This is a genomic window from Pseudomonas sp. S2_A02 (assembly GCF_054668495.1).
Genome location: NZ_CP162776.1, coordinates 3,334,710 through 3,355,203 on the forward strand (window position 1 = coordinate 3,334,710; position 20,494 = coordinate 3,355,203).

Sequence of the window (20,494 nt, forward strand, 5' to 3'; positions counted from 1 at the left end):
GGCTTCGAGAGGAGTTCGATCATGGCATTGGTCGGTAGACGGGATGGGCGCAATTTTGGCTATGGACGGCAACTGAGTTATGCGGGGCCGCAAGCGCTGAAAGATCTGTTTGGCGGTGGGCATTACGGGACGGTCAAAGCGCACAGTGATCGCTGGCAGGCGTTTGTTCGGTGGTGTCGGTCGGAGGATGGACCAGGATTTAACGATGCGCAGCAGATTGATCGGCAGACCTTACTGGATTACGCAGGACACTTACGCCAGCAGGTTGCACAAGGAGCTATCGGCATCGCGACCGCGCAAAACCGATTGTCCAGCGTGAACCGAACCATGGCCGCGCTTCGCGGTGATCAGTCCGTGAAAGTACCGAGCCCAAGCAAGGCGTTGGGAATGCAGCGGGCCAGTGTTCGTCGCTCAGTGCCGCAAGGCCAAGACCGCGAACAGGTGAAACGGATCGTCGACGCGCTCTGCGAACAGAATCCCCGTGCCGCAGCCGTTATGCAGTTGGCACGCGCCACTGGCATGCGATTGCGCGAGGCGATTCTGGCCGACCTACCACGCCTCAAGCGCGAAGCCAAACATTACGGCAAGATCAATATCCAGGATGGAACCAAGGGTGGACGCTCGGGGGCATCTGCGCCTCGCTGGATTCAGGTAAATGTTCAAATCCACGAAGCACTCAGCTATGCCGAGCAGGTCTCTCCCAACGATAGTTGCAACCTGCTGGCACCGAACGAAAGCTACTTCGACTTCCAACGGAGAGTCGTGCGACCCGTCCGAGACTTCCTACATACGAACAACCTCAAAGGCTTCCACGAACTGCGCGCGGCTTACGCATGCGAACGCTATGAGCAGATCACCTGTCACCTAGCGCCTATCAACGGCGGCAGATGCAGCCACCTAGATCTGCAACTCGATCGAGAGGCACGCTCACAAATCAGTTATGAACTGGGGCATGGTCGAATCGACGTGGTATCGGCCTACATTGGTGGTCGACAATGATCAGGCCATTCGATATGGAGCTGTTCCTGGTGGGGGTCCTGACAGGGTCGCATGCCACACGCCAGCGCCATCTACGCCAAGCAAAGACCATTCAAGCCGCGATCTCTGATCGCTGGTACCGAGATAATCCATGGACGTGGCAGCACAAGCATCTCACCTGGTTTCTAAATCAACAAACAGCCGGCTCCCATTACTATTACCTTCTAACCTCGAGGCTGATAGTTCGTCGACTAGGAAAAAAATGGGTCTTAAACACTAACCCCCCTGACAGAAAAAATTATCGCATCAATGACCTTAATGGCCATAATACAAAAAAACTCTAACTCAAACTACCAAGTAGGTATATTAAACAATCTGCCAGAACTACCTTCGTCATGTAGCACGCGGGCTAGTTCATACTCCGAGAATACAACTCCATCTGGCACGTCGGAGTCGATTGTAGTCAAAATATACTGAATCCCAGAGAGACTAGATGCTGTTCGGACGTACTCAATAAACTCAATTTTCTTTCTATCGTCAAGTGTCTCCAACCCACCATCATGATATAAGAACCGCACAAATTCCATTTTTGAATACGCCATTGCGACAGCGATATCAAAGCCTATACACAGCATTTTTCTGTAGCTATGCCCATCACTCTCTCCAGTTATTCGTCCTAGACCATTTAAAAGACCAGCCGAATATTCCAAATTCCCTTCAGCATTTTGCTCAGTTATTAATACTCCGTCCTTATTTAATACTTCCGTTACAAAGTTCGCAAAATGCTCTTTGATCCCTTTATAGATTCCATCATTCGACCGGATGACCGAATCGCGATTCATCCTAATCTTCTCTACAACCTCATCTTTTTCTCGAATCAGCTTTCTACAATCAGCCTCCATACTTTTCACAGAAGAGTTCACTTCCAACCTTCGATTCAGCTCATAAATGTAGGACTTCTGTTCAGAAAGAAGATCTGACACTTCTTGATACTTTAAAAAAACATCTTGCGAGCGTAGATACCCCAATTTCTTTGAGCGTTCTTCACTAAGCTCAGAAATAGAGCTAGCTATTTCAACAAGTTCGCTTTCCAGTTCCCCTATTTGCTGAAAAATAAACCCTTGACGCTCAATAGTTATTTTACGATTAAACTCTACCAGCTCCCCAAATGTTCGCTTAAGCTGACCATCAAATATAACACCCGACTCCTCGAAAAGCTGAGACAAACTGTCCAACTCGATTTTAACATCGCTCGACGCCAAGGACTTATTGAGTTTCTTTAACCGTGCAGAAAGATAGTATCTCAAATTATTAAGATCACTTATCTGTGAATTTATACCATCCGCGAGTTCTTCAATATAAAGCACATCAGTGCTATCAAAATTAAAATTCTCCAACTGCCATTCCAAATCAGAAACTTGATTCTTTTTCACGTCAAGCAGGTTCAATATCGTTTCTTCTTGATCGCCTGCAGTCAAGCCTATAGCGGATTTTAGCTTAGCGATTTCCTCCCGCAGAGCTTCAACCTCGCTCTTTAGCAAGTAATTTCTCTTCAACGAATACGAGTCAAATCCCAGAAGGTGTCCAACATATGGTTTCCAATAGACATGTTGCCCTCTATGCTTATCCAATTGAAAAACATCCGTGTAATCATCCTGACCTCTTAGACAGTAAGCGATAGCATCACGATAACTCCATGGATCAATAACCAAGAGATTAAGGTAGGAGTCAAGAACAAGGCGTGCTTTGTCGATTGCAAGATCACTATAATCCCAGAGCGCATCTTCTAAACCTCGAAAGCATTGTTTAGCTTTTGAGTGTTTCCTTAAAAAAATTCGAGTGTTTTTTGATACTCCGCGTTTTACAGTTAAAAACTCACCGGAGTTCAGCTTAAGCTCAATGTAAAATTCATATTTTTCAAACACAGGAAAAAATTCAAACAAGAAGAAAGTCTTGTGCCGCCCTTTCAACAAACAAAAATCAATAAGTTCTGCCAGTTTGCTTTTACCTAAATTATGGGCATCTGTCGATTTCAAGGTCTTATTAAAAACCCTACCAAGTATGACATTAAAACCATCATGGAAATCAACAGTAGAAAATTCGCTTTCGAAATTTGAATATATCCTAGAAATTTTCATGGTCCGACATACTCGATAAGATCATTCTTACGGTGATAATCAACCAACCCCAAAAGAAAAAGCAACTGCAAGCTCGGTTTAAATAAAATATTTGCCCTAGCATCGTAAGAATTAAGCTTTTCTAGCAAATCAGAATAGCTCTCAAATTTAGACTTCTTAATGGAGCCCAATAAAAAACCAGACACTGCCAGAACAGTGAGATCGGGATGAGAGTTCTTATTAGGCATTAGCAACATCATCATCTCCAATGTCGCAATGATAATACATATAATACATCATAGATCTGGTTAACTGTTTGTTCCCTTTTAGTTCAACATCCCGTTCCAACAGCAGTTCGATCAACTTCTCTAGCACAACATCAAAACTCTGACCAGGGATTCGAAGAGCGATAATTTTCGCAGCCAGTTCTTCTGATACGCCTAAGTATAGCCTCTGCAAATCATCGTTTTCAGGCATCGCGAGGAAGTCCTGGATGAGATACATGTCTTCAATTTTTCTTTTTATGAGCTTAGAATATTGATCAGAAAGACTATTTATCTCATTCTTTCTTTCAAAATCAGTTCTAAATATTCGGGTAGATATGTCGCGTTTAGTTATACCTCCTAAGCCATTACTAAGCCCTACTATAATACTAGCTAGGTCATCTGGCTCTATGTTCAAAGGCATCTCGAATGGGTTTAAACCGACAGCAGCTGGAATGTCGGGGTAGAATTTCAAATAATTTTCAAAACTCTCGATACCAACCAATCCAATATTCTGTTTGTCGAGGCCAGTCTCAAAAGAGATAAAGTTCTTGATGGCCTCATTCGCATTGCCTGGAAGCTTTCTATTTGAAAAAAGCAAATAATTACTTAAACCATCGTTATCGATCAGTCCCTTAATCTTTAAAATCTCACCATTGACAGCCGACGAGGCGACCCCAAAGAAGTCAGGGTCTGAAAATTTCTTATTGTATGCCAGCGTATGTTTTGCTTGAATCACAGTTAAACCGCTCCACGGCTTTGATCTGCTTGGAAACAATTCTGCTTCTCCGTGAAAACGGGAATCGCGCCCACCATCTGGCCCATCAGAAAATGTTTCAGTGCCCAAACCTAACAGCCGATAACAAACGTGAATTACCAGAGTCTCAAATTGCGTCGGGGATAATTCACTATACTGATATTTCATACCTGCATCCCTCTCAGATATTTTTATTTCATGGATTACATAGAATATGAGGTTGAACACCATATTCCTTACAAGCACCAATGAAAGTATTGATCAGCCAGATCAACTGAATATAATGCGGCCGACACGTCCCTGTTTGCGCCAACTCATTAAATTGAGTTTCCAATACACTCTTTTTTAAAAATGGTGTTGCCAACACTATTTTTCTCACTGAGTTTTGATTGGATGTAATCGCGTTTAATGCGTTTTCAATATCTGTCCAATTTTTTCCGCCTCTGACTCTAGTGATTTGAGTGTTTTCGTAGAAACCTGTCCAATCACGATCATGTTTTTCTCTAAATTCAATGGTATCAGCGAATGTGCGTCCAATATTTTTTAGGCCTTGAGCAACCACTTCATGAAAGCTACTTGCACCGTAACTTTCACCTTTAACAAATTTTGAATGTATGAACGATATCGCCGGAGGATTAGCATTGGGTTCAAAGAAAATATGGTCAGCCCATTCGTCATTCATATCGTCGCATACAGTGACCCCATCAGGCAGGCATACTAAATCTTCAACCTTCCGAAACAACGATAACTCAGGAAATTTATCGATACCTGGTGGATACCTTCTATCCTCATTCTTTTCCTTTTCACTACGAACTCCAGAAAAATCGTAGTTAGGATTAAAAATAGATAAGACCGCCGGCAAATTATTTAATAATTTCCTGTCTTCGAAACAGTCTCTTCCGAAGTAGGCATACTTCGGAGTATTAAACATGATCGAAAACGGCTTGTGGGTATTGATATATTTCGTCAATGACATGCACTGTTCATTTTCAATATACAGCAAAATATTATCTGTGATTTTTGATTTGAATGAAGCCACCCGCTTTTGCAAAGTTACAGCGCCTGAAACTTCTTTCCCTTTAAAAACCATCGTCCCTCCCGCCACAACCTTAGCCGGCGTTTTGAAACAATCGAATAGACGCTTCATTTGAAGCGGGGACATCGCCTCCTCACCTCCACCGCGTAAAACCTTTATTTCCGATGCGGAGTTTCCGGACCTGATTAGCTCATCTAATTCGTCAAGATTAATAAATAATGCGATAGGCTCGAAACCTTTTTGGACAATTTCCTCAAGCGTAATAGGTGAGGCAAAGCCATTAATGAACTCGCTTTTGTTTGCAAGATTTTTAATTTCCTGCACCGTGGCCATTACCCACCTTACGACTTCATTTAAATTAGATCGTTTATCTCTCAGGGTTACTCTAGACGCGTTAGGTGTCAAAGTAATCGTATCCCCTTGCACCTTTATTCTAAAACTTTGTGGTATAGAACGGCTTGATGAGTTTGACGAAAGTATTCCATTTAGCCGTCGGGCTTCATACGCTCGGCTTCTAATGACAGCATCCGAAATCGCCATGTTACTCATTGTAACTTTTTCATACTCCGGGTCGTTTCGCCCTTGGAAATTTGTAAATTTCTCATACTCGAACTCATCTAAGAACTCGGAAAACTTCTTCTCCAGCGAGGAAACATGCTTCTTTATTATAGCTACAGCTGAATCGTACTCTACGATTAAGGCAAACGCGTACTTCTCCTCACGAATATCGGTTTGATCCAAAAATGAGGGTTCACTAACAATTTTATAGGCGACTGCAGAACACAAAATAACTTCTTGATTAACAACCAGTTCTTCCTTGATAATTCTTATTAAGAACCCACCGATTTTCTCAGAAGAGATATCTTTAAATACTTCAGATATTTTCTTTTTGGTTATTTTTTTCTTAATTTTATAGAACTGTGCGCTTTTCCCAAGATAAACATTCGTGAAATCCATCTGCATACTTCCTTGTTAGTCGCAAGGGCACGATCATACCAAATGGCCTTGTGCCAGCCTAGAAATCTCGAGCAGAAATAAGACAACGCTTCCAGCGCGAATCTGGAAGGCTGAAATTACATTATTTTAGGAAGCGTTATCCGGGCATTAAGGATGTTAATTATCCTATAGGAGCAATCCCGATTCGATTCCACTGAAGGCCATAACTAGCTGATTTATTTATAGTTACTGGTCGGGGTACGCCAAATTTTCCACCGACTTCTAAACCCGCAGGAAACCTGGCCTCGCCAAAAGCTACCGTTCGTCTGGTGCCGCACCATACAAAACAAAGCCCTCGCAGAAATGCGAGGGCTTTGTTGTTTCTGGCGTACGTGAAATCCGAATCCCATTTCACGCGTCGCAAGCACTAAACACTTAGCTGCTTTATCCAGTCAAGGCTCGCAACGGTCGAACCGGAAGGACGGTATTCACAGCCGATCCATCCTGGATAGCCACGCTGCTCCAGCGCCGCGAACAAGGCAGCAAAGTCGATGCTCCCCGTTCCCGGTTCGTGACGACCCGGGCAGTCGGCAATTTGCACATGGACTGTTCTGTCATAAAACCGGGCCAGAACATCTGCTGCGTCTCCAGTCAGAGTCTGGGCATGGTAAAGATCGAGAATCAGCCCAACACTCGGGAAGGTCTCCAGCACCTGTTGCGCCTTGCTGAAGTCAGACATGTAGTAGTCCGGCATCGCCTGCGAACTGATCACTTCGATAAGCGGCCGCAAACCCTGGTCTTCGAAGTACTTGACTGCATATTCCAGGTTGCCCTCGAAGATGCGCCCAGCATCATCCTGCGTCGTAACACCAGACATGATGTGGACATCCGAACACGCCAGCGCCTTTGCATAGCTGGCGGCCTGGAGCAACCCGCTGCGAAATTCCTCTTCCTTGCCCTGCAAGGCAGCGATGCCTTTGGTAACGCCAGCCGGTGCAGCGAATTGAATCAGCGGCAGACTGTATTGAGCCAGGTGGTCGGCCAGAAGACTCGCGTCGAATTCATAGGGCGACGGGAACTCTACCGCGTGAAAACCAGCTGCTGCGGCAGCTTCGATGCGCTGCAGAAAAGGCAACTCATTGAATTGGAAACCGAGATGAGCATTGAACTTGAGCATATTGGTAAACATCCATGTAGTGATTTATGGCTTTTACATACATTGTAACTGCTTCATGAACCCCACATTCAAAGCGCCTAGCTGATCCCGAATGTTGTGTTCCCGATTCCATCGGGAGCCATCGACTCCTGGTGCCCGCACCATACAAAACAAAGCCCTCGTAGAAATACGAGGGCTTCGTTGTTTCTGGGCTTTGGAAAACCAGGTCTCAGTGCCCCGCACTCTGCCCACCATCGACATGCAAGATCTCGCCGGTGACAAAGTTGGCGCTGTCCAGATAAACAACAGCCTGCGCAATATCGCTGATCTCACCCATATGCCCCACCGGGTGTAAATTCCCCAGCGCTTCGTGAGTTTCCTCACCATGCATCGGCGTCTTGATGATGCCGGGGGAAACCGCGTTCACCCGAATTCCACGCTTGGCATACTCAATGGCCAGCGATTTAGTCGCCGCGTTCAAACCACCTTTGGTCAACGACGCCAGTACCGACGGCACACCGTCAATCGCGTGGTCCACCAGGCTGGTGGTGATGTTGACGACGTGGCCGCGGCCCTGTTTTTCCATCTCGGTGATCGCGAGTTGGGTGATGTAGAAGAAACCATTCAAGTTCACCGACAGCACCGCGGCGTAGTCTTCTTGGGTGTAGGCGGTGAACGGTTTGGCGACGAAGATCCCGGCGTTGTTGACCAAGGTGTCGATACGGCCGAAACGTTCGATCGCTTCACGGATGACTCGCTGGGCGATCGCCGGGTCGCCGATGTCACCGGCAACGGTGTGGATGTCTGGGTCGGTGGATGGCTGGATCGAACGCGAAGTGGCGACAACCCGATAATCGAGATCACGGAAGGCCTTGACCATGCCTGCGCCGAGACCTTGGGAGGCGCCAGTAATAACGATGACTTTTTTCGAATTGCTCATGATGAACCTCTACCAATAAATGATGGTTTGAAAAGTGATCAATCAGTCTTCGGCGGGGACCTGCGCCATTTGCCTCAGAAATGGCTGCGCTTCTCCAGATCAAACTTGAACCCGATGGCCTCACCGCGAGCGATCTGCGTCGCTTTGCCGGCGGCGACCTCCTCGGCGCTGCGCACGTATTTGCGCATCAAGTGTTCGACCGCGTTCTCACCTTCCACTGGCATGTCCGGGTTCAGCTCAAAGGGCTTGAAAGTCAGCTCGACGGAGACTTCACCGGCCACGTTCTCGATCGCTTGCTCCAGCGCCGTCGCGCCCAAGGCGCACCATGGGCACACCACATCGGAGACGAAATCGATGGTGACGGACGCAGTCATGACTGCCCTTCCGCCTCAGTCAGTTGCTTGCGGTACTGGGTGGTGGTGATCCCGGCATAACCCCAGTTATCGGTGTCGACTTCTTCGATAACGATGTGGGTCAAGTGCGGATCCTTGTTGAGGACGCGTTCCAGGGTTTCAGTGATTTCAGCGATCACCTGGGCTTTCTGCTCTGAGGTAACGCCATCGCGGGTGATGCGTACGCTTACGAAAGGCATGGGGCAATCTCCAGTGACCTTCTTATCGAAATGATGAGGAGGCGTTGGAGAGGACTGTTGTAGTGGTCTAATGAAACCGGACACCCATTTAGGCGAGAATGCTCGCCAGATAGAGGTGTCTGATGACCAAACAACGTCGTTCCTTTTCCGCTGAATTCAAACGCGAGGCCGCAGGCCTCGTGCTCGATCAAGGCTATAGCCATATCGAAGCCAGCCGCTCGCTTGGGGTGGTCGAGTCCGCGTTGCGTCGCTGGGTTAACCAACTCCAGCAGGAGCGCAACGGCTTGACTCCGCAGAGCAAGGCGCTGACGCCAGAGCAACAGAAAATCCAGGAATTGGAAGCTCGAATCGCTCGCCTTGAGCGGGAGAAATCCATTTTAAAAAAGGCTACCGCGCTCTTGATGTCGGAAGAGCACGAGCGCACGCGCTGATTGATCAACTGAGCCCCCAAGAGCCGGTTGATTGGCTTTGCGCAGTCTTTGATGTCACTCGTTCGTGTTACTACGCCCACCGCCTCAGGCGCCGAACTCCGGACGTTGAGCGGCTTCGGTTGCGCAGTCGGGTCAACGAACTGTTTACGCAAAGTCGAAGTGCCGCCGGTAGCCGCAGCATCGTGTCGATGATGCAGGAAGACGGTGAGCAAATCGGGCGGTTCAAGGTGCGTGGCCTGATGCGGGAGCTGGAGTTGGTTAGCAAACAACCTGGATCACATGCCTACAAACAAACGACGGTTGAGCGGCCTGACATTCCGAACATCTTGAATCGAGAGTTTGATGTGCCGGCGCCGAATCAAGTCTGGTGTGGCGACATCACCTACATCTGGGCTCAAGGGAAATGGCATTACTTGGCTGTCGTTCTGGATCTCTACGCACGCCGAATTGTGGGTTGGGCGCTGTCAAACAAGCCGGATGCGGATCTGGTCATCAAGGCGTTGGACATGGCTTACGAACAGCGTGGCAGGCCTCAAGGGCTGCTGTTTCACTCGGATCAGGGCTCGCAATATGGCAGTCGCCAGTTTCGCCAACGGCTCTGGCGTTACCGCATGCGCCAAAGCATGAGCCGTCGTGGAAACTGTTGGGATAATGCGCCGATGGAGCGTGTGTTTCGCAGCTTGAAAACTGAATGGATACCGACCGTGGGCTACATGACAGCTCAAGAAGCGCACCGCGACATCAGTCATTACCTGATGCATCGGTACAACTGGATTAGACCGCACCAATTCAATAACGGACTGGCCCCAGCTCAGGCCGAGAAAAAACTTAACGTCGTGTCCGGGATTAGTTGACCACTACACTGTATGAGGTTGGGTCAGGGGGATAAAGGTGGGGGCGGGAACATCATTAAATACTTGGTGTAATGAGTTGAGGTCTGCATTGAAATCTCTCGGCCCGAAAAATCTCAGAAGAACACTGAAATGAGCGCACTCAGGATTGAAGCTTTTCAACGCCTAGGGGAATCGGCCGAGCAGTTTGGAAGTATGGGTCAAGCTTGAGCGGTAATTGATGCTAGTTAGCGCAGGAGAGAAATCATCGAAATCCAAATAAAGGACACCCATTAGCCTTGGCTTGAAACCAGCTAATGGGTACCCCGTTTTATCCTAAACCGCCTGTAGATCGCGCAATGCCTCAGGATGCTGGCTCGCACCATGTAGCAGCGTCTGCGCTGCCATCGGTTGCCGACGCCCTTGCTCAGTCCTGCAATGTTCGCAAACTAACTCCAATCAGCTTGGCGAACGCGCTCTGAGAAAACGCCCACTTTGGCTCGCGCTTCAGCAGCCGCAGACAGCGGCACCTCTGTCACGCGAACAGCTTCGCCGGCTTTCATTTGACGCACGGACTCCAGCAAGTCCTGCTGGAACTGTTCCAGTCCGCATCAACGCCGGCGTTTCCGGTTGTCGAAACCCTCTCCCACGCCTCCGATCTGCTCCACATCGCCAAACTGCTCGCATCAGACGCCGCCATGGTTCGCAACACCGACCGGCACGCCTGGGCGTCGCATTATTTGCAGGAAATGAGTAAGGCGATTATCGATGATGTGGTGAAGGTACTCGACGCACCGGGTAACAATCGTAGCCAATAACGTCGTCACCATACCTGAGCCGCATGCATGAAAGAGCCCATTGATTCGGGATTCTTTCATTTCTGGCTCACACTTCGCTGACTTCAAATACCGCCCAAAAAAGACGCCGACACACGGTCAAACACACCCGTTGACACCCTCATCACACGGGCAGACAATTTAATCGAGAGCGCGAAACCGACTGCCTTCAGGTGGCGATAGTCGAAGTAGGAGCCCCGTTGATGACCTGAAAATCAGCGCTCGGGTAAACCTCTCCTCCCCTGCTTGAGGGAGCACAATATCAAGCACCTTTTCATGAAAGCAGCCTGCTCAGGCTGCTTTTTTTTGCCTTGAAAAAAGGTTTCGCTGATATCCAGAAAACGCCCACACCTCGCCCATCCGGGCCAATTTTTGACCCCGATCACCTCCCCCCCACCAAAAACCCCGATCCTGTGTAAGCCTCCAACCATCGGACGCAGAATCATTTCGCTACTAAACTCGGGACAAGCATGCTCAGGTGCAGGATCATAGCCAGCACGCGACCGACGCCCACCGGGGCGGTCAGGTACACAACAATAGCCAGCCCACTTTAGAGGGCATTACCCAAATGGATAGCAGAACCTTACGTAACCTCATGCGCATTGTGCAGACCGGCTCATTGTCGGCGGCGGCAGAGCATTCCTGTTTGAGCGTGCAGGCATTGGCCGCGCAGTTGAACAAGGTCGAAGAGCAGTTCGGTTTTCGGTTGTTTCGTCGCTCCAACAAGGGGCTGACACTGACAACACAGGGCACGGAGCTCACGCCCTACATGGACAAGGTATTGGTCGCCACGCGGCAATTGGAGGAGAAAGTCGCCGCGCTCAAGGTGCCGGGGCAGCGCACGCTCAAAGTTGCACTTAACACGACGTTTTCGGCCGACTTCAACCGGCGCATGATCGGGCGCCTCATTGAAGTGTTTCCTGATTTTCAGTTGGAATTCAGCTACGCCGAGTCGATGGAAAACCTCAGCAAGTTGAAGAATGAGGACTTCGACCTCGCCGTGTTGATCGGGCCGCAGCAGCCGGGGTTACCCAGCATTGCCCTGCCCCATGTACAGGTGCAGGTGGTCGGTGCTCATTGCGGTCAGGAAAATGATCCGCTGATGCTGCTCGGCAATAAGTTTCAGGTTCGTCCTGCCGACGATTGTCCGTATTCCCACAGCTTCTTGCGTTTTCTCGACGCCGGCCTTGGGAATTACGAGTCAGACAAGCGGATGATCTATTCCTGCAGCGAGGCCCTGACCCTGTCGTTAATCACGCAAATGGACGGCCTCGGCATGGTTTCCCGTGAGGCGGCCCTGCGTAACGGCTTGACCATTTTCCCGGGTTTCGAGGATTCCCTTGAAGTGCGGCTGGCGGTCAATAACCCCGAGTTGTCGGGTCAGGCCCTGAACGACGTGGTCACTCTGCCGCTACATGAACGATCCGAGCGCGATGTACGCAGCCGTTCCCAGCGCTACGCTGAGAAAGAGGTTTTTGCTGAAATACGCACATAACAACGTCGGAATGGCTGCATAAAATTCCGGGCGATCGAGCTGCACCTGCTGATCCTTGATCAACAGAGGGGTAAGGCTGATTGCAGCAACGATCGCCACCGGCAGGTATTCCAGCGCGCGGGCGACCAGGGGTGGCCAATGATCGGTGCTCACCTGCAGCGGCAACGCGCGCGGCAGGAACGTGACGGCCATCATCAGCGCGACGACCAGGATCAGGAACGTTTGGTCAGGCATACACCCACCCCGCAGCCCACGAATGTGGCGATGAACACGTTGAAGGGTGAGCTGCCGATCAGGCTCAGGGCACCCATGCAGGCGACCGCGGCCAGTGCGGCGATCAGTTTGTTGCGGGTGTTGCACAGCGATACCAGCACATAGAGCATCATCGCGGTCAGCGCATAGTCGAGCTGATATTTGATCAGGTGCGCCGCGTACTGCGCGCAGATTGCTCCCAGCAAACCGCCCAGCACCCACGATGTGTGGCAATACAGATTGAAGCCGATCAGGTAACGCACATTGACCGGCGTGCCCTTGCCCAATTTGACGCTGTGGAAGGCAAACGACTCATCGGTCAGCCCACCGGCATAACACCAGCGCTCGAGACGACTGAGCCCCATCGCTTGCAAGGCCTTGGCCATGTAGACCGACATCAGCATATGCCGCGCATTGATCAGAAACGTGGTGAGGATGATGGTGGTCAGCGACGCGCCGCTTGAGATCAGCGCCAGGGCGGCGAACTGCGAGGCACCGGCATAGACGAACAGGCACATTGCGACCGGCAGCCACACGGGCAATCCGGCATTGACGGCCATTAAACCGAACACAAACGACACCGTGAAGTAGCCCGCAATCACCGGGCTGGCTTCAGCGAACGTGCGCGAGGGCTGCGGCTCGACCATCAGCGGCTGACTGCTGGACGTCTCATTCATAAGTCCCTCTCAAAGGTCGTTTCGCCGCGCGGCTCACAAAAGCCCTGGGCACTCCAAAAACGTTTGCCGGCAAGATTAGCATCGTCGACGAACAGGAACATCCGCAGCACACCCACCCGTTTCATGTCCGCAGATGCCGCTTCCACCAGGCGCTGACCAACGCCCTGGCTGCGATACTCCGGACTCACCGCCAGGTGATTGATGGTGCCACGGCTGCCGAGCATGCCGCCCAACACCGCGCCGACCACTTCGCCGCAGACATCGAGCGCGAGGAACGCAGCGGTGGTTTTTTGCACCAACACACCGCGCAGGCATTTGGCGTCCTGCCATTCACAGAACGACACTTCTTCGAATTGCCGAAAGAAGCGTTCCAGACGTTGGGCATCCTTGGCCGTCGCGCGCTGCAGCATCACCGGTGCAGGGCACTCGGCAATGTGCATCATGGGGTCTAGCTGTTCAGCGAACAATGTCGAAAGCGGTCCCGGGCCGCGAGAAGGAAATAGCCAGAATCTGCCGATAGGCCATTTCGTGAGCGTGGGTGTTGCGTGCCGGCGTCACGTAGTGACGCATGTCGCGATCGAGGAAATAGGTGGTGTCGAGGATTTCCAGATAGGTCGTCGCCGCCAATTGTTCCTCTTGGGCCGAATACAAACGGCTCTCCGCCCCATCCACATTGTTGCGGCCCCAGAAATGCACACCGCTGAACGGATAACCGTCGCAATGAATACCTTCAGGGGTAATTTCCAGTTGCTTGCCTGGCTTGATCTCGATGCGGATCTGATGGATCTGGCATTGCCAGATTTCTTCGTGCAACTCCGGCGGCAATACGTTCTTGTACACCTCGAAATCCGCATCGATGAGGCTGCGCATCACCGGCGAATTAATGACTTCATTGGAGAAGTCCTGGAAGTGCCGCTCCAGTCCGCCGACGTAGCTGTTGTTGGCCTTCGATTGCACGTAGGCGCGGTGTTCCAGTTGCTTCAAGTCGCGGGTGAGCGGGTTGTATTCGAAATCGCTGTACCGACGGAAACGCATGCCCGCATCGGCTTGGCCGTAATAACTGTCCGGCTCCATGCTTTCCCAACTTTTGGTCAATCTGACGAAGTCGGAAAAATGACCGAACAGATTGAAGTCAGCTCCCTGGACGTTGACATATTTGTCGCGCCGTAGCGATTCGCCAACTTCTCTGTTTAAAACGATCATTACTAGGTCTCCGCTACATTTAGCGGCTTAATCTAGTAGCTGCAGGATTTGCGGCCCATGAGAAAGAATTTCAGGCATATCAAGCGTTGCTTGAAGCGCGGTATGAAGTTGCTTTAATTCGACTTTTTACGATCGAAAACAGCAGTTTTTTGTATTTTCTTACGGTCACGAGGCGAAAAAAAACCCGAACCAGTCGCATTACCCTTCATTGAAGAGAGTCTTGAGTCGGAAAAACCTGTGGCGAGGGAGCTTGCTCCCGCTTGAGTGCTTAGCACTCACAAAAAACGGCAATGGTTGTCAGATTTTTGGGGCCACTACGCAGCCCAACGCGAGCAAGCTCGCTCGCCACAAAAGTAGGACATGACTGAAGAACCGCACTTAAGTGAACAGTATTGCGAACAACTCAGCCGATCATCAGAAGATGTTGATCGGGTAATCCACGAATACGCGCAGTTCGTTGCCGCTGACGTTGTACTCGCTGGACTTCTGCGACACACGCAGGATCGAACTGCGCACCTTCACGCTCAGGTCTTTGGCCGGGCCACTTTGTACGACGTACTTGAACTGGTTGAAGATCTCGCGCTCGGTGCCGCCTTCGCTGGTGGAGGTGGTGATGTTGTCACCGCGCACGTAGGCAACGTTGTAGCTCAGGCCAGGAACGCCGAAAGCGCCGAAGTCCAGACCGTAGCCCAGCTGCCAGCTGCGTTCGTCTTCGGCGTTGAAGTCGGACCAGTAGGAGTTCGCCAGGTAGATGGTGTTGCCGCCATCGCCGACGCGACCTTGATCCTTCTGGTAGCCGCCGTAGGCGTAGCCCAAGTTGCTGTCGCCGGTGCTGCGTTGGTGAGCGAGGGTGAACGAGTGCGGGCCGGTGGCGAAGGTCGCTGCCAGGCTCCAGATCTTGTTGTCGTCGCCGGTGGCGCCGCTTTCGCGAACGTAGGAATCGTCCAGCTTGGTGCGGTAGCCGTTGAAGTCCAGGGTCAGGGACTGATCCTTGTCGATCGGGAACACGTAGTTGACGTTCACGTACTGCTTCTTCAGCACGTCTTCGACGTCGGATGCGTACAGCGCAGCCTTGAACTGTTCGGTGAACTGGTAGCTACCGCCCAGTACGTTGATCGACTTCAAGCCACCGCTGTCACGGCCTTCAGCGCTTTTGCGCGATTCGGCGGTGAAGCGCCCTGCGTTCAACTCCAGACCCTTGATCTCCCTGGAGGTGATCAGGGTGCCGGTGTAGCTTTCCGGCAGCAGGCGCGAATTGTCGTAGTTCAGCACCGGCAGGGCCGGCATCTGGTCGCCATAGGTCAGCGTGGTGCTGGAGAGGCGGAACTTGACTGCCGCGCCTCCCTTCGACAGGTCATCAGCCGCGTTGCCGCTATCGCCCTGTTTGAAGAAGTCGATACCACCGGCGCCGCTGCGGCCCTTGCCGCCATCCAGACGCAGTGCGTACAGACCGAAGGCGTCCACACCGACACCAACAGTGCCTTGGGTGAAACCGGACGAGAAAGTACCGATGGCCGCTTGGCCCCATTCGGCTTTGTCCGGGTTGCCATCTTTATAGTCACGATTGATGTAGGCGTTGCGCAGCAGCACTTTGAGGCTGCTGTCTTCAACAAAACCCTTGGACTCGGCCTGGTCGTTAGCCATGGCCTGAGTGGCGCTCAACATCCCCAGTGCGATCAGGCTGATTCGCTTGTTCAACATGTTATTTTCCTTATTACGGGTTGATACGCGCTGTGTCGAACCACTGAAACGGCGCTATCGCGCTCTTTTTTTCACCCCAAAACAAAAAGGCCCGCCCACGAAAATTCGCGGCGGGCCTTTTATTGTTTTGTGAGTCATGGCGGTTAGCCACAGGCGTTGGGCGCATCCTATCCGCGCCCTGAATAAAGTGTCAATTTCATGAATCGTTTGTAAATAGGTGAAAATATTCTAAGAAATCACGTGTCAGCGATGGTCAGCTGCACGGTGTGGCTGTCGACGAATTGTTCGAAATGCGTAACTTTGCCGTCAGCCAGGGTCCACAAGTGAGCGACCCGAGCATTCATCGGGCGACCGGTGGCTTTGTAGACACCGCTGTAATTACCGTAGGCAAATACCTTGTCGCCCTGTGCGACGTAGTTCTCGACCTTGAACTGAAAATCTTCCCATTCGCTGGCCAGACGCTTGAAGACGTTTTCGACGATAGCGTCGAAACCGACATAGGTCCCGGCGTAGGGGAAGCCCGCCGCTTCGGTCCAGCGGGCGTCATCGGCCAGCGCCGCGGCGGTATTGCGCGCATTCTCCTGGGAGTTGGCGCCTTCATAGGTGCTTTTGATCAGGCTCAGGTTATCCATGGTGGCTCCAGTTGAATTCAATGGGCGCAGCCGTCGAGGCCACAGGTTTGAAAGGCGGATGAAGACTCTTTCGCCGCAAACGACTGATCCAGCCATTGGGCGAAAGCTTGCGGCTTGCCGAGCCACGGGCCTATGTCGACCAGGGTGAACTGGCCATCCTGTTCCAGCGCAAAAGTCGGGAAACCCTGTCCACCGACCTTGGCCAAAAGTGCGCGGCTGTCCTTGATATGGCGCTCGATGTCAGCTTCATTAAATGCCTGTTGGAACGCCTCAGGTTCAAGGCCGGTCTGTGTGGCGAGTTCCAGCAGAACGGCTTCGTCAGCGATGCGTCGACCGTCCACGTAATGAGCTGTCTGCAAACGCCCCAGTAATTCAAGACCGCGTCCAGCGATCTCCTCGGCTGCCAGCACGGCGCCAATCGGCGGCGCGGAATCGAACACCGCCGTCTCATCGCGCAGCAAACCCTCAAAATACGCCTCACCAAACGGCTGGCTGGTGTACTCGGCAATGCGTCGGTCGTGGGGCATGACGTAATTGCGCAGTTGTGGCGAAACAGTCTGGCGGTTGGCGCCGGTCATCATGCCGCCACCGTGGGCGATGACAGGCAACACGGCTTTGGCAGCCTGGACCAGTGGTTTGGCGCCGTAACACCAGCCGCACAAAGGGTCGTAAATGTAGTGAAGGATCATGGGAAGACTCCGGCAACAAAGTAAGAAAACTCGATGCCGGCAGGTTAATCCCCAGACAGTTTCGGAAAAACGCTGGAATGGCTTTCAGTCTGTTTCATGAATCGGTCGAATGCTTTCTGTTTCCACCAGGTTATGGCTGACATGACCGGAACCTACATCTTCTAAACCATGCAAAACCTTGTGGGAGCGGGCTTGCTCGCGAAGGGGCCATCATGTTCAACATCTTCGTTAACTGGCATACCGCTTTCGCGAGCAAGCCCGCTCCCACATTTGATCTCCAGTGATCATAAAATCCTTCGCCCATAAAAAAGCGCCGCCTTCCCGGCAGCGCTTTTATCAATCCGTTGTTTTTCTTCTTATCCTTCCATCACATCCCACAGTGCTTCCAGTTCCGCCTCGCTGAATAAACCAGCGGGGTAGCGCTCGATCATCATCCGGCGCGGATCAGGTTCCCTGATCTGACGCGTTCCATTGGACTTCAACCACTGCGCCAAGACCTGGAGCGATTCGCTGTTAACTGCCAGGGGATGCAGTGCCCGCTCGCTCACGACGTTCATTTCGGCGTTCATCTCAGCGCTCTCTCCTGGTTTGTGAGCGGCTAACTTATCCAAGGTTTATGACAGAACATCGAAGTTCTCTCCCTCCCCACGTTGCACCATCGAAGATACAAGAGCTGTGCCAATCTTTTCGAAGTGTCGACAAGTGGATACAAAAAAGCCCGCAGTCCTGATGGGCTGCGGGCTTTCTGTGAAACGACGAGGCTAAATCGTTGCTCAATAAATTCTTCAATCAACTCAAGCTGTTACGTCCTCACTCACTCCTTGTGCGGGGCGGGCTGTTGTTGGGTAAGGCAGTGGATATTACCGCCCCCCAGTAACAGTTCACGACCCGGTACCATGATCACTTCGTGCTGCGGAAACAAAGTCTGCAAAATCTCTTTGGCCGGACCGTCCAACGGGTCGTCGAAACTTGGCGCGATGATGCCGCCATTAACGATCAGGAAGTTCACATAAGAGCCGGCCAGACGAACAGTCGGATTGCGTTCCTGAGTGCCATCCACCGGATCGACACCTGCGCACTCGTCTTCGGTCGCATACAGCGGCCCCGGAATCGGCATTTTGTGCACTGTGAACGGGCGACCCTTGGCATCGGTGCTGTTTTGCAGCACGTTCATTGCCGCCTGGCAGCGCGGGTAGTTCGGGTCCTGCGGATCGTCAGTCCAGGCCAGCAGTACTTCGCCCGGGCGCACGTAGCAGCAGAAGTTATCCACATGGCCGTCGGTTTCGTCGTTGAACAAACCATCCGGCAGCCAAATGATCTTATCCACAGCCAGATTTGCACTGAGCACCGCTTCGATTTGCGCGCGGTCCATGTGCGGGTTGCGATTACGGTTGAGCAGACACTCTTCGGTGGTGATCAGGGTGCCTTCGCCATCGACATGGATCGAGCCGCCTTCGAGCACAAAACCTTCAGTGCGATAGCGCGAGCTGCGCTCGATTTCGAGGATTTTGCCCGCCACTTGCGAGTCACGGTTCCACGGCGAATACAGACCACCGTCGAAACCGCCCCAGGCATTGAAGTCCCAATCCACACCACGGACTTCGCCGCGGTTGTTGATGACGAATGTCGGGCCAGTATCCCGAACCCAGGCGTCATCGCTGGACATCTCCACCAAACGAATATTCGGCACGTCGAGACGGGCACGAGCATTTTCGTACTGGCCAGCGGAGACCGCCACGGTCACCGGTTCGAAACGCGCGATGGCTTTGGCCACCGCCACATGCGCCGCTTGCGCCGGTTTGCCGCCCAGGCGCCAGTTGTCCGGGCGCTCGGGCCAGACCATCCAGGTCTGGGTCTGTGGCGCCCATTCGGCGGGCATATAAAAGCCGTCGGTGCGAGGGTGCTGTTCAAAGTGGTCATGGTTCAGGACTCCAGGGAACCGTCGAGGGTTTTGATCGCGCCGTACAGGTTCGGGCGACGGTCACGGAACGAGCCCCATGCGCTGCGGATGTGCTCCAGCTCATCGAGGTCGAAACTGTGAACCAGAATGCCTTCTTCTGTTTCATTCAGCTCTTGGACTTTCTCGCCAAACTGATTGGCAATAAACGACGAGCCGTAGAAGGTAATGTCGTAGCCGTCCTGCTCTTCGTTGCCGATGCGGTTGCTGGCGATCAGCGGCATCAGGTTGGCACCGGCATGGCCTTGTTGCACACGCTGCCAGTGGTCGCGGGACGAAATGGTCTTGTCGTGTGGCTCGCTGCCGATGGCGGTCGGGTAGAACAGGATTTCCGCACCTTGCAGCGCCATGCTGCGGGCGCACTCAGGGAACCACTGATCCCAGCAGATGCCCACGCCGATTTTCGCGTAACGGGTATTCCAGACTTTGAAGCCGGTATCGCCCGGGTTGAAGTAGTACTTTTCGTGGTAGCCAGGGCCGTCCGGGATGTGGCTTTTACGATAAATCCCGAGGTTGCTGCCGTCGGCATCGATGATCGCGATGCTGTTGAAACGTGCGCGGCCGGCCAGTTCGTAGAAGCTGATTGGCAGAACAACCTGCAGTTCTTTGGCGATTTTCTGGAAGTGCTTGATGGCGACGTTGTCTTCAACGGTCGTAGCCAGTTGCAGGTAATCAGGGTTCGGTTTCTGGCAGAAGTACGGCGCCTCGAACAGCTCCTGAATCAGGATGATTTGCGCGCCTTTCGCCGCAGCCTCACGGACCAGCTTCTCAGCGGTCTCGATGTTGGCTTCAAGGTCCCAGGAACAGGCCATCTGGGTAGCGGCGACGGTAACGATACGGCTCATGAATCATCTCCTGGGCAAGTGCTTGAGGGTCGAGGGTGGCATCGACCGATGACAGAAAGAGACAGCACCGGGCATGGTTCGTCCACACCGTGGGCAATGGCGACTTTATAGCCGATAAAAATCGGCTTTTAAAGCGATATATATTCTATCTGTCGAAAATCACTCGCTTAA

The 20,494-nt window shown here is 52.0% G+C and carries 20 protein-coding genes and 3 pseudogenes; 4 read left to right on the plus strand and 19 right to left on the minus strand.

Annotation, left to right across the window (positions count from 1 at the left end; translation table 11 throughout):
• The first annotated feature begins 21 nt into the window (after positions 1-21).
• Positions 22-999, plus strand: coding sequence for an integrase domain-containing protein (locus AB4O41_RS15235; RefSeq protein WP_169877120.1), 978 nt, complete (start codon positions 22-24; stop codon positions 997-999).
• A 329-nt stretch (positions 1,000-1,328) separates the two neighbouring features.
• Here AB4O41_RS15235 and AB4O41_RS15240 read toward each other — a convergent pair whose 3' ends face one another.
• The 8 genes and pseudogenes from AB4O41_RS15240 to AB4O41_RS15275 all read right to left on the minus strand — a co-directional run bounded on the left by AB4O41_RS15240 (position 1,329) and on the right by AB4O41_RS15275 (position 8,775).
• Complete coding sequence (locus AB4O41_RS15240; protein WP_460143754.1) at positions 1,329-3,116, minus strand: DUF2326 domain-containing protein; 1,788 nt, start codon at positions 3,114-3,116, stop codon at positions 1,329-1,331.
• Complete coding sequence (locus tag AB4O41_RS15245; protein WP_200866307.1) at positions 3,113-3,343, minus strand: ABC-three component system middle component 8; 231 nt, start codon at positions 3,341-3,343, stop codon at positions 3,113-3,115. The genes AB4O41_RS15240 and AB4O41_RS15245 overlap by 4 nt, the downstream gene beginning before the upstream one ends.
• Entirely contained in the window at positions 3,336-4,283 is a 948-nt protein-coding gene (locus AB4O41_RS15250; RefSeq protein ID WP_024645031.1) for an ABC-three component system protein, read from the minus strand. The genes AB4O41_RS15245 and AB4O41_RS15250 overlap by 8 nt, the downstream gene beginning before the upstream one ends.
• A gap of 28 nt (positions 4,284-4,311) precedes the next feature.
• Entirely contained in the window at positions 4,312-6,108 is a 1,797-nt protein-coding gene (locus AB4O41_RS15255) for a hypothetical protein (RefSeq protein WP_460143755.1), read from the minus strand.
• A 406-nt stretch (positions 6,109-6,514) separates the two neighbouring features.
• On the minus strand, positions 6,515-7,264 hold the full coding sequence (locus AB4O41_RS15260; protein ID WP_460143756.1) for a hydroxypyruvate isomerase family protein: 750 nt from the start codon (positions 7,262-7,264) through the stop codon (positions 6,515-6,517).
• 208 nt (positions 7,265-7,472) lie between these two features.
• Positions 7,473-8,183: an SDR family NAD(P)-dependent oxidoreductase gene (locus AB4O41_RS15265; RefSeq protein WP_460143757.1), complete on the minus strand. Its 711-nt coding sequence runs from the start codon at positions 8,181-8,183 to the stop codon at positions 7,473-7,475.
• Between the two features lie 77 nt (positions 8,184-8,260).
• Positions 8,261-8,557 (minus strand): annotated as a pseudogene (locus tag AB4O41_RS15270) (DsbA family protein); the annotation flags it as partial.
• Positions 8,554-8,775 (minus strand): tautomerase family protein, encoded by a 222-nt coding sequence (locus AB4O41_RS15275; RefSeq protein WP_460143758.1) that lies wholly within the window; start codon positions 8,773-8,775, stop codon positions 8,554-8,556. The pseudogene AB4O41_RS15270 and the gene AB4O41_RS15275, both read right to left, overlap by 4 nt.
• Before the next feature lie 122 nt (positions 8,776-8,897).
• On the opposite strand from AB4O41_RS15275, the gene AB4O41_RS15280 reads away from it, so the two are divergent.
• A protein-coding gene (locus AB4O41_RS15280) for an IS3 family transposase (protein WP_415265108.1) occupies positions 8,898-10,060 on the plus strand; the annotation gives its coding sequence in 2 pieces (ribosomal slippage) (positions 8,898-9,153 and positions 9,153-10,060; 1,164 coding nt in all).
• Between the two features lie 312 nt (positions 10,061-10,372).
• Here AB4O41_RS15280 and AB4O41_RS15285 read toward each other — a convergent pair.
• A pseudogene (locus tag AB4O41_RS15285) lies at positions 10,373-10,599 on the minus strand (helix-turn-helix domain-containing protein).
• A gap of 44 nt (positions 10,600-10,643) precedes the next feature.
• Here AB4O41_RS15285 and AB4O41_RS15290 point away from each other — a divergent pair.
• Positions 10,644-10,854: pseudogene (locus AB4O41_RS15290) on the plus strand (DUF3077 domain-containing protein); the annotation flags it as partial.
• Positions 10,855-11,440: 586 nt separating this feature from the next.
• Entirely contained in the window at positions 11,441-12,367 is a 927-nt protein-coding gene (locus AB4O41_RS15295) for a LysR family transcriptional regulator (protein WP_460143759.1), read from the plus strand.
• On the opposite strand, the gene AB4O41_RS15300 is transcribed toward AB4O41_RS15295, so the two are convergent.
• The 10 genes from AB4O41_RS15300 to aguB all read right to left on the minus strand — a co-directional run bounded on the left by AB4O41_RS15300 (position 12,284) and on the right by aguB (position 20,323).
• Positions 12,284-12,601, minus strand: a complete 318-nt coding sequence (locus AB4O41_RS15300; protein ID WP_460143760.1) for an AzlD domain-containing protein — start codon at positions 12,599-12,601, stop codon at positions 12,284-12,286. The two genes, AB4O41_RS15295 and AB4O41_RS15300, sit on opposite strands and share 84 nt — an antisense overlap.
• A complete protein-coding gene (locus tag AB4O41_RS15305) occupies positions 12,580-13,296 on the minus strand; it encodes an AzlC family ABC transporter permease (protein WP_123721679.1) in 717 nt (238 codons plus the stop codon). Before AB4O41_RS15305 ends, AB4O41_RS15300 begins: the two co-directional genes overlap by 22 nt.
• Positions 13,293-13,706: a GNAT family N-acetyltransferase gene (locus AB4O41_RS15310; RefSeq protein ID WP_460148348.1), complete on the minus strand. Its 414-nt coding sequence runs from the start codon at positions 13,704-13,706 to the stop codon at positions 13,293-13,295. Before AB4O41_RS15310 ends, AB4O41_RS15305 begins: the two co-directional genes overlap by 4 nt.
• A gap of 46 nt (positions 13,707-13,752) precedes the next feature.
• Positions 13,753-14,499 (minus strand): 2OG-Fe dioxygenase family protein, encoded by a 747-nt coding sequence (locus AB4O41_RS15315; protein WP_460143761.1) that lies wholly within the window; start codon positions 14,497-14,499, stop codon positions 13,753-13,755.
• 414 nt (positions 14,500-14,913) lie between these two features.
• The gene (locus AB4O41_RS15320) at positions 14,914-16,200 is read right to left on the minus strand and encodes an OprD family porin (protein WP_460143762.1); all 1,287 of its coding nucleotides are present in this window, start codon (positions 16,198-16,200) and stop codon (positions 14,914-14,916) included.
• A gap of 236 nt (positions 16,201-16,436) precedes the next feature.
• A complete protein-coding gene (locus AB4O41_RS15325) occupies positions 16,437-16,832 on the minus strand; it encodes a nuclear transport factor 2 family protein (protein WP_460143763.1) in 396 nt (131 codons plus the stop codon).
• A 17-nt stretch (positions 16,833-16,849) separates the two neighbouring features.
• Positions 16,850-17,521 (minus strand): DsbA family protein, encoded by a 672-nt coding sequence (locus AB4O41_RS15330; protein ID WP_460143764.1) that lies wholly within the window; start codon positions 17,519-17,521, stop codon positions 16,850-16,852.
• A 356-nt stretch (positions 17,522-17,877) separates the two neighbouring features.
• Positions 17,878-18,090 carry a hypothetical protein gene (locus AB4O41_RS15335; RefSeq protein WP_030129326.1) on the minus strand — a complete coding sequence of 71 codons (213 nt, stop codon included), beginning with the start codon at positions 18,088-18,090 and terminating at the stop codon, positions 17,878-17,880.
• A 245-nt stretch (positions 18,091-18,335) separates the two neighbouring features.
• Entirely contained in the window at positions 18,336-19,400 is a 1,065-nt protein-coding gene (gene aguA, locus AB4O41_RS15340) for an agmatine deiminase (protein ID WP_460143765.1), read from the minus strand.
• A gap of 44 nt (positions 19,401-19,444) precedes the next feature.
• Complete coding sequence (aguB, locus tag AB4O41_RS15345; protein WP_460143766.1) at positions 19,445-20,323, minus strand: N-carbamoylputrescine amidase; 879 nt, start codon at positions 20,321-20,323, stop codon at positions 19,445-19,447.
• Positions 20,324-20,494: the final 171 nt, after the last annotated feature.